Raw genomic sequence first — 14,706 nt, 5'->3', positions numbered from 1 at the left:
CAGGCCAGCCGCTCGGCTTGCTTCGCCCAGAACGCCTCCCGATCAGCCGAGGCCTGCTCGTACAGCGCCGACGTGGCGTTGGCCTGCGCCGCGAATTCCTGGGACGGCGGGAATGCCCTGCTTTCGGTGAGCAGGTTGTCGAGCGTGTTGCTCTGCCCGTCGGGCTGGGTCATTGCCGAGAACCTCCCTGGTGATGGGGATGTCAGTGCTATGGGAACCGTAATGCGATCGGGCTCACTGCAACAGAGGGTTCGTCCAAATGGTTCAGACCAATCCCGGCGGTACGGTCCGAAATCGCCGCATTACGCAGGGCGGCAGCGCGGCCACTGTGTCACATGTCGCAGTACGAGCGGGCGATGGGGTGAAGGCCTGCCGGTAGCGTCGTCGGGCGTGAACGAGAAGCCATCGCTGGTACCGCTGCTGGAGCTGGACGGCGTCGCCGACGCCGTGACCGCCGCCCGCGCGGCGATCGACGAGGTGCACCGGCACCCGGCCAACCGGCGCGGCTGGCCCGCCACCGCGGCCGAGGCATCGGTCCGGGCGGCCCGCGCGTCGGCGGCCGTCGCGGGCGGCGCGGCCGAGATCCCGGAGTCCGGCGAGGTCACCGACCCGCTGCTGGCCGGCTCGCTGCGGATCGCCGAGGCGATGGGCACGCTGCTGCCCACCTGGCAGCGCGCGCCGCGGCAGGCGCTGGCCCGGATGCACGTGCTCGCGGCCGCGGACCTGATCGACGACCCGGACCGGCTCGGCCGCCCGCAGCCCGACCCGGTGATCGCCGAGCGGCTCGACCTGCTCGCCGAGATCATCACCGACCCGGAGGCGCAGGGCCCGGGCCCGGTGCTGGCCGCCGTCGTGCACGGCGAACTCCTCGCGCTGCAGCCGTTCGGCACCGCCGACGGCGTGATCGCGCGGGCCGCGGCGCGGCTGAGCGTGATCGGCAGCGGGCTGGACCCGAAGGGCCTGGTGGTTCCCGAGGTCGCGTACTTCCGGCGGCAGGAGGAGTACGCCGAGCTGGCCCTCGGCTTCGCCACCGGCGAGATCGACGCGGTCGCGGCCTGGATCGTGTACTGCTGCAAGGCGTTGGAGACCGGGGCGCGCGAGGCGAAGTCGATCGCCGACGCGGTCCAGGAGGGCTGACTTCCCGCAAGGGCGAGAGGCGAAGGGCACCCGTGAACGGCGCGGGTGCCCTTCACCGTGAGAAAAGGGGCTGGGCGTGAAGAAGATTTTGATCGACTGCGATCCGGGCATCGACGACGCGCTGGCGTTGGCGCTGGCGCACGGGAGCCCGGAGCTGGACGTGGTCGGCGTGACGACCGTCGGCGGCAACGTCGAACTGGAGCACACCACCGACAACGCCCTGCGGCTGCACGACTTCTACGGCATGGACGCCCCGGTCTCGCGCGGCGCCGGGCGGCCGCTGGTGCGCGAGCCGCGGACCGCCGGCGACGTGCACGGCAACACCGGTCTCGGCGGCGTGGTGCTGCCCGAACCGAAGTCGGAGCTCAGCGGCCGGCACGCCGTCGACTTCATCATCGACACCCTCGCCGCCGCGCCGGGCGAGATCAGCCTGACCGCGGTCGGGCCGCTGACCAACATCGCGCTCGCGCTGCGCAAGGAGCCGCGGATCGCCGAGTGGGCGGCGGAGTTCGTCATCATGGGCGGTTCGTACACCCGCGGCAACACCAACCCGGCCGCCGAGTTCAACATCCTCGCCGATCCTGAGGGCGCGGCCGTCGCGTTCAACGCGCCCTGGCGGACGGTGATGATCGGGCTGGACCTGACCTACCAGGCGCGGGCGACCGCCGCGGTGCGCTCGCGGTTCGCCGGCCTCGGCCGGCTGGAGTCCGAGCTGATCACCCCGTGCCTGGACTTCTACGGCAGCCACATCAGCTACCAGGACGTGGGCCCGGCGATCCACGACGCGTGCGCGGTCGCCTACGTGATCGACCCGGGGCTGTTCCAGACGGTGTCGGCCCGCGTCGACGTCGAAACGCAGGGCCGGTTCACCTCCGGCATGACGGTCACGGACTTCAAGGCCCCGGCCGAGGCGCACAACGCCGACGTCGCCACCACCCTCGACGCGGAAGGCTTCTGGAGCCTGGTCGCCGACGCCTACCGCAACGTCGCCGCCAACCTCCCGGGCTGACCGCCCGCTGGTCGCGGGGCCGTGAGTCTTTTGGGCTGCTATAGCGACCCAAAGGACTCACGGCACCGGACCTGCGAGAACGTCGCCGCGGTCAGTCCGCCACGGCGCGGAGGGCGTCGCGGACGTGGCCGTCGGAGACCGCCAGCGCCGCTGCGGCCCGCTCGATGTCGACGCCGGTGAGCAGGTGCACCAACGCAGTCTTGAGGTCTCCGTCCGCCGCCGTGAGCGCCGTCGAGCACACCTCTTCCGACGCGCCGGTCGCCTCCTGCAGGATGCCGATGGTGCGGCCGCGCAGCTTCGCGTTGGTGGCGAGCATGCTGACCATCAGGTTCGAGTAGGTCCGGCCCATCCGGATCATCACCGCGGTGGAGAACGAGGTCAGCACCAGCTTCTGCGCGGTGCCCGCCTTCATCCGCGTCGACCCGCTGATCGGTTCCGGCCCGGTGTCCACCGCGATCACCACGTCGGCCGGCACCGGCCCGACGTCCGGGTTCGACGTCACCAGCGCGGTCCCCGCCCCGATCTGCCGCGCGGCGTCCAACGCGCCCAGCACGTACGGGGTGCGCCCGGACGCGGCCAGCCCGACGACGAAGTCGAGCCCGCTGGCGTGCTCCCGGATGGCGGCGGCGCCGGAATCGACGTCGTCCTCGGCGTTCTCCACGGCGTGCCGGAACGCCTCGGGGCCGCCCGCCTGGTGCGCGATGACCCAGTTCGGCGGCACGTTGAAGGTCGGGATCAGCTCGGCGGCGTCCAGCACCGCGAGCCGCCCGGAGGTGCCCGCGCCGACGTAGTGCACGCGGCCGCCCGCGCGCAGCGCCGCGACGGCCATGTCGACCGCGCGGGCCAGTTCGGGCAGCACCTGGCCGACCGCCACCGGCACCGTCCGGTCCTCGCCGTTGAGCACGCGCAGGATGTCCAGGGTCGGCAGCAGGTCGATGTCCCTGGTCCTGGGGTTGTTGCGCTCGGTGGGAGCGTCCACGCGGACCGCGCGGTCCCGGCTCATCACGCCTCCTGCGGCAGTTGCGGGAACACCAGGTCGGGGTGCGGTTCGCGCATCACGTCTCCTTCTGCCGCCGGCGATCCGGGCGGCTGTCGAGGCGGTGGCCACCGACCGCTTCGTAAGTGGCCTCCAGCGCGGCCTTCGCCTGGTCGAGGTGGCGCTGCGCGACACCGATGAAAAGGCAGTCGATGACGGTCAGCTGCCCGATGCGGCTGGCCATGGCGCCGGAGCGGTAGGTGGTCTCGCGCACTGCGGTGGTCAGCACGCGGTCGGCGACCTCGGTGATGGGCGAGCGGGCGAAGTTCGTCAGCGCCGCGGTGGTCGCCCCGCGCCGCCGCGCTTCGCGCAGCGCCTCGACGGTCTCGGTGGTGGCGCCGGTGTGCGAGATGCCGATGGCGACATCGCCTTCCCGCAGCACCGCGGCCGAGGTCAGCGCGTTGTGCGTGTCGGCCCAGGCGAAGCAGGTCAGGCCGATGCGGTGCAGCTTCTGCTGCAGGTCGAGCGCGACGAACGCGCTGGCGCCGACGCCGTAGACGTCGATGCGGCGGGCGGTGGCGACGTCGTCGACGAGCCTTTCCAGGATCGCGGCGTCCAGCTGCCCGGCGGTCTCCTCGACCGCCTTCGCGTCGGCGTAACCGACCTTCTCGATGATCTGCCCGAGATCGTCGTCCGGGGCGATGTCGCTGCCCAGCTTGCGGTCCCGGGTGGACGTGCGCGCCGTGTCGGCGGCCAGCGCGATGCGCAGGTCCGGGTAGCCGCCGACGCCGATCGCCTTGCAGAAGCGGGTGACGGTGGTTTCGCTGGTGCCCGCGGCCTCGGCGACCTCGGTGATGCTGCGCCGGGCTATCGAAGCCGGGTCGGCGAGCACGATGTTGGCCACGCGCTGCTCGGCCCGGGCCAGGCCGGGCAGCAGGGAGCGAATCTTGACGAGCGGGCTCGACTCGCCCGATTCGCGGAACGTGTCGTCAGCGACCATGTGGGAAACTTACTAACCATTACTTGTGCAGGTCAATGGGCCTCTTCTGGGTTTCCGCGCGGAAGACGCGGCAAACTCATACCCAGGTTGCCCCCGGACCCAACTACTCCGAAAGGGGTAATTCCCGGTCCGACGCTGCGACGATGCGATTCACGCCCGGCGTCATGCCCCGGAAACGCACCCTGCCCTTGATCGAAACATCCGTGCTCAACACTGCCCACCGCTCGTGCGTTCGACGGGAGGCAGCGGATGGTCGTGACGGAGACGAAGGACCAGGCGGCGCGGGAGACGCTGGAGGACTACACCCTCCGGTTCGCCCCGCGCAGCTACCGCCGGTGGAAGCCGGGCGTGGTGGCGACGACGGCGCTGGGCGGCATCGCCTACCTCGCCGACTTCTCCATCGGCGCGGGCATCGGGCTCAGCTACGGGACGCTCAACGCGCTGGTCGCGATCCTGGTCGCGGCCGTGATCATCTTCGTCACCGGGTTGCCGCTGGCGTACTACGGGGCGCGCTACAACATCGACCTCGACCTGATCACCCGCGGCGCTGGCTTCGGCTACTACGGCTCGGTGCTGACCAGCGTGATCTTCGGCAGCTTCACCTTCATCTTCTTCGCCACCGAGGGCGCGATCATGGCGCAGGGCCTGAAGGTCGGGCTCGGGGTGCCGCTGTGGCTCGGCTACCTGATCACGACGCTGGTCGTGGTGCCGCTGGTCATCTACGGCATGAAGGCGCTGAGCAAGCTGCAGGTGTGGACGACGCCGCTGTGGCTGCTGCTGATGGTCGGCCCGATCGGCTACCTGGTGGTCGTCGACCCGGGCTCGGTGAGTTCCTGGCTGGCGTTCGGCGGGGCGGAAGGCGGCGGGCTCAACGCCGCGTCGGTGATGCTCGGCGCCGGGGTGGCGCTGTCGCTGATGGCGCAGATCGGCGAGCAGATCGACTACCTGCGCTTCATGCCGCCGCGCACCGCCGCGAACAAGCGGTCCTGGTGGGCTTCGATGCTGGTGGCGGGCCCGGGCTGGGTCGTGTTCGGCGCGGTCAAGCAGGCCACCGGGGCGTTCCTGGCGTTCTTCATCATGGGCGTGGCGGGCGCGGCGGCCACCGAGCCGGTGCAGCAGTTCATGGGCATCTACGAGCTGTTCCTGCCTGCCTGGCTGGCGATTCCGCTGGCGGTGGTGCTGGTGGTGCTCAGCCAGGTGAAGATCAACGTCACCAACGCCTACTCCGGCTCGCTGACCTGGACGAACTCCTTCACCCGGATCACCAGGCGGTACCCGGGCCGGATCGTGTTCGTGCTGCTGAACCTGCTGGTGGCGCTGGTCCTGATGGAGGCGAACATGTTCGCCTTCCTGAACTCGGTGCTCAGCTTCTACGCGAACTGCGCGATCGCGTGGGTGGTCACGGTGGCCACCGACATCCTGATCAACAAGTACGTGCTGGGGCTGTCGCCGAAGGAGCCGGAGTTCCGGCGCGGCATGCTCTACGCGGTGAACCCGGTGGGGGTGGTGGCGTTCCTGGCGTCGGCGGGCATCTCGATCGCGATGTACTTCGGCGCGTTCGGCGCCGCGATCCAGCCGTACTCGCCGATCGCGGCGGTGGCCATCGCGGCGGTGCTGACGCCGCTGCTGGCGGCCGTCACCCGGGGCCGCTACTACCTGCGGCGCACCGACGACGGCATCGCAGAACCGCGCTTCGACGCCGACGGCACCCCGGTCGACACCGCCTACGCCTGCGACGTCTGCGATCAGACCTTCGAGCGCCCGGACGTCCTGGCCTCCGCAGTCCCGGACACGATCATCTGCTCCCTCTGCCTGACCACGGACCGCACCGGCACCCACGTCCTCCCGGCGACGTGAACGACGTGAAGGGCGCCTTTCGGCAAAGGCGCCCTTCACGCGGCCGTGCCGTCACTGCTTCGTCGAGTGCTCCGGTTCGACGTAGACCACCACGCGCTCCTCGCCGGGCTGGGGCCACGGGTACTCGTCCTCGTCGAGGTACTTCTTCGCCATCTTGTTGATGAACGCGCGGTTCGGGTCGTCCTCGATCTTGGCGACCTTGCCCCGCACCTCCACGTACTGGTAGGGCTGGTCCGGGTCGTGCACGGAGATGGCGATGCGCGGCTCCCGCTTGAGGTTCCGGTACTTCTGCCGCGTCTTGGTCTGGCTGAACTTCAGGTACCGGCCGTCCCAGTCGATCCACACCGGACTGGACTGCGGTTCGCCGTTGGGCCCGATGGTGGCCACGTGGGCGAAAGCGCGCTTGTTCAGGATTTCCTCGCGGTCCTGCGGAATCGCCGACACTTCGACTCCCTCCAACGATTTGGGCTGCGGTCCGACCCTGCCCGCCCGCGATGCGCCACGCGACTCGAACGGTTCCCGAACGGGGCGGGTCAGCGGTCGGCGAGGGCTCGGCGGAGGAGGCCGTGCAGGGCTTGCTGTTCCGCTTGGGTGAGCCCGGCCAGCGGGGTGTTCACCGAGAAGCGGTCGATGATGTTCGCGCGCTGCCGCTCGCCTTCGGTGGTCAGGGTGAGTTGCTTGGCGCGGCGGTCGCGGGGGTGCGGCTGCCGGGTGACCAGGCCCTGGTTCTCCAGCCGGTCGACCACGAAGGTCACGTTCGACGTCGCGCAGTGCATCCGGTCGGCGAGCTCGCGCATGGTCAGCGGCTCGCTCAGCTCGCGCAGCGCGATCGCCTGGGGCGCGGTGAGGTCGGTGTCGGCGACGCAGCCGCGCACGTGCTCGTCGATGTTGTGCGCGAGCTCGCTGATCAGGCTGCAGAGTTCGCGCGCGGCCATCGACTCGTCCATGCGGAGAGTCTAGCAAGCTAGAACTGTTGCAACTTTAATAATTCAAGTTGTAAGTTCACGTGCCATGAACGATGCACAACGCTGGAACGCCGTGGCCGGAATCCGCTCGATCGACCTCGGTGACCTGCGCGTCAGCTACGTCCCGGACGGCGTCGTGGGCCTAAAGCCGCGCGGCTGGTTCCCGGAGACGACCGAAGACGATTGGCGCGAACACGCGCAGCACCTCGACGAAGCCGGGCAGCTGGTCGCCAGCATCGGCGGGCTGCTCGTCGAACGCGGTTCGCGGGCGATGCTGATCGACGCGGGCTACGGGCCGACGGGTTCCCCGGACGATCCGGCGAACCCGGTCATCGGCGCCATCCACGGCCGCGACCTGCTGGACAACCTGGCCGAGCTGGGCCGCGAACCAGACGAGATCGAAGCCGTCGCGATCACCCACCTGCACACCGACCACATCGGCTGGGCGCACCACGGCGCCTTCCCGAAGGCGCGAGTGCTGCTGTCCGAGCGCGAGTGGGAGCACCGCGACCAGCACGCCCCGGACGTCACGGAAGAGATGCTGGACCGGCTGGGCGAGCAGGTGGAAACCGTCCACGATGGACAGGAGATCTTCCCGGGCGTGCGGGTGCGGACCACCTTCGGCCACACGCCGGGCCACGCCTCGTACGCGATCTCCTCGGGAAGCCGGCGCCTGATCGTCATGGGCGACGCGCTGCACAGCGCGGTGCAGATCGAGAACCCGACCTGGCCGGTGTGGGCGGACGTCGACCGCGACGCGGCGATCAGGTCCCGGCAGGACCTGCTGCGCGAGCTCCGCGAGCCGGACACGCTCGGCTTCGGCATCCACTTCGCGGACGTCCAGTTCGGCCGGGTCACCACCGAATCCGGCACCGCCCGCTGGGCGCCCCTGCCATAACGCCCAGGCCCGGCAGCGAATTCGGAGGCCTCCCGATTTTGCTGAAATCGAGAGGCCTCCGGAAATCCGCGCCGAGGTTGGAACTCCTGAACGCCGCGTCAACGGCTGGTGGAGAGCCAGCCTTCGGGGTGGAGGCGTGCGGCCTCGAGCTCGCCGTCCAGCAGGGTCGCGTCGCGGTCGGCCACGTGAACTCCGTCCACGTTCACGCCGCGCCCGGTGTACTTGTCGTCCGGCGCGTAGCGCCACCGCAGGCGCAGCTGCTGGCCGGCGTTCGCGTCGACCGTGCCGCGCACCTTCCACCAGTTCCGATGCCCCGCCCCGGCCAACGAGCCCTGCGGCTCGTCGGGCGCGCCGGGACCGGACGCCTGCAGCGTCACCGGCCGCCATCCGGCATCGTCCACACTGGACTCCACGAGCAACGGGTCCGTGCCGTCGCCGTCGCGCTGGGTGTCCACGAACGCGTAGAACGACACCTGCGTCGGGCCGCTGACCGGCCCCAACGCGTCCGTCGTCAACGTCCCGCCGTGCTCGGAGAACCACGATTCCGAGCCCAGCGCCGGTTTCACGGCTAGGGCGCGGGCCATGCCCTGCGCCAAGGCCTGCCGAGCGGCGTTGTTCGATCCCCACTGCCGCGACGGGTGCACCCGGTTGGTCAGCAGCACCGCCACCGAACGGGACGTCGGATCGATCACCAGCGACGTGCCGGTGAAGCCGGTGTGGCCCGCCGTCCGAGGCCCGCTGAGCCCGGCCATGTACCAGCGCTGGTCGAGCTCGAAGCCCAAACCGTGCGAGTTGCCGGGAAAGGCGTCGTTGAAGTCGGTCAGCATCTTCTCGACGCTGTCCTCGGACAGGATGCGGTTGCCGCTGTAGGTTCCGCCGTTGAGCACCGCCTGCCCCAGCACCGCGAGGTCGTCGGCGGTGGAGAAGACTCCGGCGTGCCCGGCGACACCGCCCAGCGACCAGGCGTTCTCGTCGTGCACCTGCCCGCGGACCATGCCGCGCGGCGGTTCGGTCTCGTACTCCGTCGCCGCGATGCGGTGCAGCTCCGCGGCGGGCGGGTTGTAGCCGGTGTCGGTCATGCCCAGCGGCCCGGTGATCCGCTCCGCCACCACCTGGTCCAGCGGGGCGCCCGAGACGCGTTCCACCAGCAGCCCGAGCGTGATCATGTTCGGGTCGGAGTAGGCGTAGTTGGTGCCGGGCTGGTGGTCCGGGGTGAGCTGCATGACCGTCGGAATCCGCTGCTCCGGCGGCAGTTTCCACAGTTGCACCTCGGGCTGCAGCCCGGAGGTGTGGGTGAGCAGTTGCTCGACGATGATCGACTGCTTGCCGTTGACGCCGAACTCCGGCAGATAGGTGGCCACCGGCTCGTCCAGCCGCACGTTGCCGTCGTCGACCGCCTGCAGCACCGCGATCGAGGTGAACAGCTTGCTGATCGAGGCGACGTCGAAGATCGTGTCGCGGTGCATCGGTTCGCGCTGTTCGGGAGGCAGTTCGGTGCCGATGCCGTCCGCATAGCGCAGCTCGTGCCCCACCGCCGCGCGGCGCACCACCACGCCCTCGTGCGTCAGCAGGCTCACCGCTCCCGCGAACATCGGGTGCTCGCGGCCGGGCGCCTGGTTCGTCCAGGCCTCGATCTGCCGCAGGGCCGCGTCGATCGGGCCGGGATCGAGCCCGACCTCTTCGGGGCTCCCGTCGGACAACCGGGTGTCGGCCGGCGCGAAGCCATCTTGCGGGCGGTCGAAGTGGCCGTGCGCGTGGCCGGGCGATGCCGTGGCCGATCCCGCAAGCGCGGTGACCGAAAGCAGCGCCACCGCCGCCAGAATGGTCTTGCCCATCGCGTCCCCCTCAGCGGTACAGCAGATACGGCTCGCGTTGTCGTTGGAAGTCCGCCACGTCGTCCTGCCAGGGGCCGACGATCTCGGGCACGTCGGCCCCCGCATCGACCATCGTGCGCAGCCGGTCCGAGCCGGACAACTTGTCGATCATGTTGTCCGGTCGCCAGCCGAAGACCTGCGGGTACAGCCGGCGCGCGGTGGCGATCATCGCGACGGCGGCGCCGATCGAGTCGATCTCGCCCGAGCGGTAGACCTGCACGCCGCCGCAGGTTTCGTTGGCGTGCTTGGAGAACGTCGGCACGAAGTAGGTTTCGCGGAACCGGAGGCCCGGCAGCCCGGCGGCGTTGAGCTCCTCCGCCCACCGCCAGTCGATGCCGGGCGCGCCGATGATCTCGAACGGCCTGGTGGTGCCGCGGCCTTCGGACAGCAAGGTGCCCTCGAACAGCCCTGTCCCCGGGTAGACCGCCGCGGTGTCCTGGGTCGGCATGTTCGGGCTGGGCGGGACCCACGGCAGGCCGGTGTCCGCGACGCGCCCGCGCCAGCCCTCCACGCGGATCACGTCGAGCCGTTGCAGCGGGCTCGGCAGGTATTCGCGGTCGAACAGCCGCGCCAGCTCGCCGACGGTCATGCCGTGCTGCTGCACGATCGGCAGCAGGCCGACGCCGGAGGCGAACCGCGGGTCCAGCCGCGGGCCGGCCACCCGGGCGCCGATCGGGTTCGGCCGGTCCAGCACCAGGAACGCCGCTGCGACCTGGTGGGCCGCCTGCATCGCGGTGAACATCGTCCAGATGTAGGTGTAGAAGCGGGCGCCCACGTCGGCGATGTCGAACACGACCTGCTCGACGCCGGCCTTGCGGAACATCTCGGCCAGCTTCGCCGCGTCCGCCCCGTACGCGTCGTACACGGGCAGGTCGGTGCGCGGGTCGCGGTAGTCGCCCTCCGAACCGCCGGCCTGGGACGTGCCGCGGAATCCGTGCTCCGGCCCGAAAACCGCGACGACGTCCACCGCGCCGCTGGCGTGCATGACGTCCACGACGTGCTCCAGCGACGCGAGCACGCCGGTCGGGTTGGTCACCACCCCGATCCGGCGGCCGGCGATGTCCTGCCAGTTCCGCGCGGCGAGGACGTCCGCGCCGGTCTTGACGCCGGGGCCGAGGTCGGTTGACCGCGGGGCGGCGCACGCGGAACTCGTCGCGAGGCCCGCCGCGGGCACCGTCAGCGCCGCGGCGGTCAGGAAGCCCCGTCGATTCACACCACCCATGCCTGCCCTTTCCATGTTCACCAGGGTTCCGGCTACCAGCTCAAGCCGTGGCCGAACGGGTACTTGTCGACGCCGGGCTGACTCGGGTCGGGCACCGGGACCGGCAGCTTGCCGACCGGGGAGATCTCGCCGAAGAGCACCTTCGTCAGCGATTCCATCGCCACCGCCTTGTCCGAGTAGGTGGCGATCCAGCCGGGCAGCTCGACGTGCGCCGCGTCGTACGGGTCGCGCACGGCGACGGCGACGACCGGCTTCCCGGTCTGCTGCAGGGCGCGGACCAGGTCGAGCTGAGTCTTGTTGGCCTCGCTCCACGCGGCGTTGGTCAGCACCACGGTGACGTCGTTGCGCTTGGCCTCTTCGACGGCCTGGCCGATCTGTTCCGGCGTCGGCTTCAGGCCCGTCGCCAGCGCCGACGCCTGCGGGCCGCGCGCCTTGATCCGGTCGGCCAGCGCGGCGGTCGCCTTGTCGCCGGCACCGGTCACGAACATCGATCCCGGCTTCTGCAGCGGCAGCATCCCGTCGTTGCGCAGCACGGTCGTGGTGCGGTCGGTGATGGCCTGCGCCTCGGCGAGGTGCTCCGGCGTCCCGACGATCTGGTCCACTTTGGACACGTCGACGAACGGGTTGTCCAGCACGCCCCGCGCGGCCTTCAGCGCCAGGATGCGCGCCACGCTCTGGTCGATGCGCTGCTCGGTGAGCTCGCCGCTGTGCACCGCGTTGACCACGCCGTCGATGGCGACCTGCACGTTGAACGGCATCAGCATGATGTCGACACCGGCCTTGAGCGCCAGCACCGGGATCTCGGCGTCCGGGTGCTTCTCCCGCACACCGTCCATCTTCAGCGAGTCGGTGACGATCACGCCCTTGAAACCGAGCTCGTCGCGCAGCATTCCGGTGAGCACGTTCGGGGCCAGCGTCGACGGCTCACCGGAGTCGTCGAGCTTGGGCACCATGAGGTGGCCGCTCATCACCATGTCGGTCCCGGCGGCGATCGCCTCCTTGAACGGTGGCGCGTCCAGCTGCTCCCACTGCTGGCGGTCGTGCTCGATCACCGGCAGCGAGGTGTGGCTGTCCTGGCTGGTGTCGCCGTGCCCGGGGAAGTGCTTGACCGCGGCCGACACCGTCTCGCCCGGCTTCGCCGAGTCCTCGTAGCCGCGGATCTGCGCGGCGGTGAGCTGCGCGGCGAGCGCCGGGTCGGAGGAGAACGACCGTACCCCGATCACCGGGTTCGCCGCGTTGACGTTGACGTCGCCGCTCGGCGCGAAGTTCTGGTTCAGCCCCATCGCCCGCAGTTCCTGTCCGGTGATCGCGGCCGCGCGGCCCGCATCGTCGGTGCTGCGGGTGGCGCCGAGCGCCATGTTGCCCGGGAACTGGGTGGCAGGCTCCAGGATCCGGGTGACCTGCCCCTGCTCCTGGTCGGTGGAGATCAGCAGCGGCACCTTCGCGCCGGAGTTGACCGCGGCGTCCTGCAGGCCGTTGGACAGCTCGGCGATCTGCTTGGGGTCGTAGAGGCTGTCGGTCCAGGCGAAGTGGATGATGCCGCCGAGGTGGTACTTCTGCACCACCTGCGCCGGGGTGTCGACGCCGAACTCCGCCTGGTTCTGCGGGTGCGCGGTGTCCGCCGTGCGGCCGTAGGCGTAGGTGACGAACAGCTGCCCGACCTTCTCCTCCAACGTCATCTGCTTGAGCAGCTCGGCGGGCGACTGTGGTTGCTTCGGGGCTGCGGTGCCGCCTGTGGTGGTAAGCGCGGCGGCACCGATGGCGACGGCGCTCAGCGCGATGGCGGCACGGCGCGCTCGGGTCTTCACGTTGGCCTCCCTGCGGCGGGGTAACGCCGGGCGGTAAGTGTTCACCACGAAATCGGTCGATTTCGGAAGTTACTCACACGTTCGGCGCCGGTCAACGCTGCGCACCGGCGTGGGCGCGGACGGTGCCGCGAAGGAGGACGTGGTCGCCGGCCAGAGACAGAGATACGGCGGCGGCCCGTCGATCAGATCGACGGGCCGCCGCCCCTCTGCGCGAGTACTCGGGTTACCAAGCGTGCACTCTTGTCGTAACTTCCGGGCTAGGCGTCCGGCGTCCCGGTACGCAACCCCGTGGAACGACCAGCCTTGTGTGCGGCGACGCGTGGGTGCTCCGGGTCTCGCGCGCGGAGTCTGATCAGGGTGGATGTTACTTCTCCTCCGTAACATCCCTGGCCAACCAGGGTCCGCACCTCCATTTGTAGTCGGTGACGCGCGTCACTGCAAGGGTTCGGATGCGTGCTGTCGGTATGGGTTTCCGGGCGGTGATCACCGCTGGCCGTGCGGTGTCGCGCTGGTGCGCCGTCAGCGGCGGCGGCGCCAAGCGCGCAGGCCCCACCACGCCGCGCCGGCCGCCGCCACCGCGCCCATGCCGACGCCGGCCGCGGTCACCGCGGCGCGGGACGGGGTGGGGATCCGGGCGCGCAGCGACACCGGGTGCTCGAAGGACAGCGTCGGCCAGCTGCGCTGGACGGCTTCCTTGCGCAGCCCGCGGTCGGGGTTGACGACGGTCGGGTGCCCGACGGCCTCCAGCAGCGGCAGATCCGTGATGGAGTCCGAGTACGCGTGGCATTCGGCCAGGTCGTAGCCGTACTCGTCGGAGAGTTCGCGGGCGGCGGTCGCCTTGTTCTCCGCGGAGCAGTAGAACTCGATCTCGCCGGTGTAGCGGCCTTCGACCACGACCATCCGGGTGCCGGACCAGTGCGTGGCGCCGAGCAGCTTGGCGATGGGGGCGACGACTTCTTCGCCCGAGGCCGACAGCACGACGATGTCGTGGCCCTGCTCCTGGTGTTCCGCGATGAGCTGGGTCGCTTCCTTGTAGACCAGCGGATCGACGATGTCGTGCAGCGTTTCCTCGACGATCGCGTTGACCTGCTCGACGTCCCAGCCGGTGCACAGCGACGTGATGTGCGCGCGCATCCGGTCCATCTGATCGGCGTCGGCGCCGGCCAGCATGAACACGAACTGGGCGTAGGCGCTTTTCAGCACGGCCCGCCGGTTGATCAGTCCTTCCTGGAAGAAGGGGCGGCTGAAGGCGAGGGTGCTCGACTTGGCGATGACCGTCTTGTCCAGGTCGAAGAACGCGGCCACCCGGCGTCCGGTGTGGGCCGATGGGTTCGCGGGCTCTGTCACGCCGCACAGCATACGAGCCCGCTTCGGCGAGCTGCGGGCGCGCATTACCGGAGGATTTTTCATTCCCGGCGGTGGCCTTGCACATCGTTTTCCGCAAACGATCCGTTAGTCGCCGCGCTCGTTGTCGCGCCGGCGGTCCGGGATTTCCTAGTTCCGGAGGTCCGGCCGGTGACGGTCTCGGCCGTCGGTGGCGGGTGCGGCCCGTTGCGCGTCGAGAACTCACGCTGTGTGCGGTGTCGCGCGTTGCTTTCGTCTAGTGGGAGTTTTTTCTTGACTCGAATGTCGGCTACCGACCGGTTCGGTGCGCACTGAGAGCAAGAACGTTCGCTCAAATGGACGGGGGGCATTGCGGGGGATCTACGAGCTAGAGTGAGAGGAGTCCGGTGCTACCGGGCAGGTTCAGCTCGACCCCCCGGAGCTGAACTGCAGACGGCCCCCGCCCCTCCCCCCTGGCGGGGGCCGTCCCCTTTTCGGGGCCTCCTCCGCGGGCGAATCCGCGGGAGCTAATGCGAATTCTTTCCGTTTTTCGGATGCGCTGTCGCGCTTTCGGGGTATGGGAGTTATCCACAGGTCCTCGGTTTGTCCACAGATTTGGAAAAGCCGGTTGGCAGCG

Annotated in this window: 12 protein-coding genes; 4 read left to right on the top strand and 8 right to left on the bottom strand. The window is 70.0% G+C overall.

The window, feature by feature from the left end; translation table 11 throughout:
• Window positions 1-390: 390 nt before the first annotated feature.
• Window positions 391-1,137 (top strand): oxidoreductase, encoded by a 747-nt coding sequence (locus AB0I53_RS06170; protein WP_358597260.1) that lies wholly within the window; start codon window positions 391-393, stop codon window positions 1,135-1,137.
• A gap of 76 nt (window positions 1,138-1,213) precedes the next feature.
• On the top strand, window positions 1,214-2,146 hold the full coding sequence (locus AB0I53_RS06165) for a nucleoside hydrolase (protein WP_358597257.1): 933 nt from the start codon (window positions 1,214-1,216) through the stop codon (window positions 2,144-2,146).
• 91 nt (window positions 2,147-2,237) lie between these two features.
• Here the strand turns inward: AB0I53_RS06165 and murQ are convergent, their stop codons facing one another.
• Together murQ and AB0I53_RS06155 are read right to left on the bottom strand one after the other, a co-directional pair.
• Window positions 2,238-3,152 carry an N-acetylmuramic acid 6-phosphate etherase gene (gene murQ / locus AB0I53_RS06160; protein ID WP_358597254.1) on the bottom strand — a complete coding sequence of 305 codons (915 nt, stop codon included), beginning with the start codon at window positions 3,150-3,152 and terminating at the stop codon, window positions 2,238-2,240.
• Between the two features lie 49 nt (window positions 3,153-3,201).
• On the bottom strand, window positions 3,202-4,122 hold the full coding sequence (locus AB0I53_RS06155; protein ID WP_358597250.1) for a MurR/RpiR family transcriptional regulator: 921 nt from the start codon (window positions 4,120-4,122) through the stop codon (window positions 3,202-3,204).
• Between the two features lie 249 nt (window positions 4,123-4,371).
• Here AB0I53_RS06155 and AB0I53_RS06150 point away from each other — a divergent pair, with 249 nt between their 5' ends.
• On the top strand, window positions 4,372-5,979 hold the full coding sequence (locus AB0I53_RS06150; RefSeq protein WP_358597247.1) for a cytosine permease: 1,608 nt from the start codon (window positions 4,372-4,374) through the stop codon (window positions 5,977-5,979).
• 51 nt (window positions 5,980-6,030) lie between these two features.
• Here AB0I53_RS06150 and AB0I53_RS06145 read toward each other — a convergent pair whose 3' ends face one another.
• Together AB0I53_RS06145 and AB0I53_RS06140 are read right to left on the bottom strand one after the other, a co-directional pair.
• Window positions 6,031-6,423 (bottom strand): PPOX class F420-dependent oxidoreductase, encoded by a 393-nt coding sequence (locus tag AB0I53_RS06145; RefSeq protein ID WP_358597244.1) that lies wholly within the window; start codon window positions 6,421-6,423, stop codon window positions 6,031-6,033.
• 89 nt (window positions 6,424-6,512) lie between these two features.
• Entirely contained in the window at window positions 6,513-6,926 is a 414-nt protein-coding gene (locus AB0I53_RS06140) for a MarR family transcriptional regulator (protein ID WP_358597242.1), read from the bottom strand.
• Between the two features lie 64 nt (window positions 6,927-6,990).
• Here AB0I53_RS06140 and AB0I53_RS06135 point away from each other — a divergent pair, with 64 nt between their 5' ends.
• The gene (locus tag AB0I53_RS06135) at window positions 6,991-7,842 is read left to right on the top strand and encodes an MBL fold metallo-hydrolase (protein WP_358597239.1); all 852 of its coding nucleotides are present in this window, start codon (window positions 6,991-6,993) and stop codon (window positions 7,840-7,842) included.
• Window positions 7,843-7,940: 98 nt separating this feature from the next.
• Here AB0I53_RS06135 and AB0I53_RS06130 read toward each other — a convergent pair whose 3' ends face one another.
• The 4 genes from AB0I53_RS06130 to AB0I53_RS06115 all read right to left on the bottom strand — a co-directional run bounded on the left by AB0I53_RS06130 (window position 7,941) and on the right by AB0I53_RS06115 (window position 14,093).
• A complete protein-coding gene (locus AB0I53_RS06130; protein WP_358597236.1) occupies window positions 7,941-9,677 on the bottom strand; it encodes a serine hydrolase domain-containing protein in 1,737 nt (578 codons plus the stop codon).
• Window positions 9,678-9,687: 10 nt separating this feature from the next.
• The gene (locus AB0I53_RS06125; protein WP_358597234.1) at window positions 9,688-10,938 is read right to left on the bottom strand and encodes a DUF1343 domain-containing protein; all 1,251 of its coding nucleotides are present in this window, start codon (window positions 10,936-10,938) and stop codon (window positions 9,688-9,690) included.
• A gap of 32 nt (window positions 10,939-10,970) precedes the next feature.
• Window positions 10,971-12,746 (bottom strand): glycoside hydrolase family 3 protein, encoded by a 1,776-nt coding sequence (locus tag AB0I53_RS06120; RefSeq protein WP_358597232.1) that lies wholly within the window; start codon window positions 12,744-12,746, stop codon window positions 10,971-10,973.
• A gap of 519 nt (window positions 12,747-13,265) precedes the next feature.
• Window positions 13,266-14,093, bottom strand: coding sequence for an HAD-IB family hydrolase (locus tag AB0I53_RS06115; protein WP_358597229.1), 828 nt, complete (start codon window positions 14,091-14,093; stop codon window positions 13,266-13,268).
• Window positions 14,094-14,706: the final 613 nt, after the last annotated feature.

The sequence above is a fragment of the Saccharopolyspora sp. NPDC050389 genome, from assembly GCF_040655595.1.
In the GTDB taxonomy this organism is placed as follows: domain Bacteria; phylum Actinomycetota; class Actinomycetes; order Mycobacteriales; family Pseudonocardiaceae; genus Saccharopolyspora.
This window is presented reverse-complemented; position numbering and strand designations above follow the sequence as displayed.

Excerpts from the sequence above, each read along its gene's own strand:
- AB0I53_RS06155 (WP_358597250.1), bottom strand. The coding sequence starts at position 4,122 with ATGGTCGCTGACGACACGTTCCGCGAATCGGGCGAGTCGAGCCCGCTC.
- AB0I53_RS06150 (WP_358597247.1), top strand. The coding sequence starts at position 4,372 with ATGGTCGTGACGGAGACGAAGGACCAGGCGGCGCGGGAGACGCTGGAG.
- AB0I53_RS06135 (WP_358597239.1), top strand. The coding sequence starts at position 6,991 with ATGAACGATGCACAACGCTGGAACGCCGTGGCCGGAATCCGCTCGATC.
- AB0I53_RS06125 (WP_358597234.1), bottom strand. The coding sequence starts at position 10,938 with ATGGGTGGTGTGAATCGACGGGGCTTCCTGACCGCCGCGGCGCTGACG.
- AB0I53_RS06140 (WP_358597242.1), bottom strand. The coding sequence starts at position 6,926 with ATGGACGAGTCGATGGCCGCGCGCGAACTCTGCAGCCTGATCAGCGAG.
- AB0I53_RS06130 (WP_358597236.1), bottom strand. The coding sequence starts at position 9,677 with ATGGGCAAGACCATTCTGGCGGCGGTGGCGCTGCTTTCGGTCACCGCG.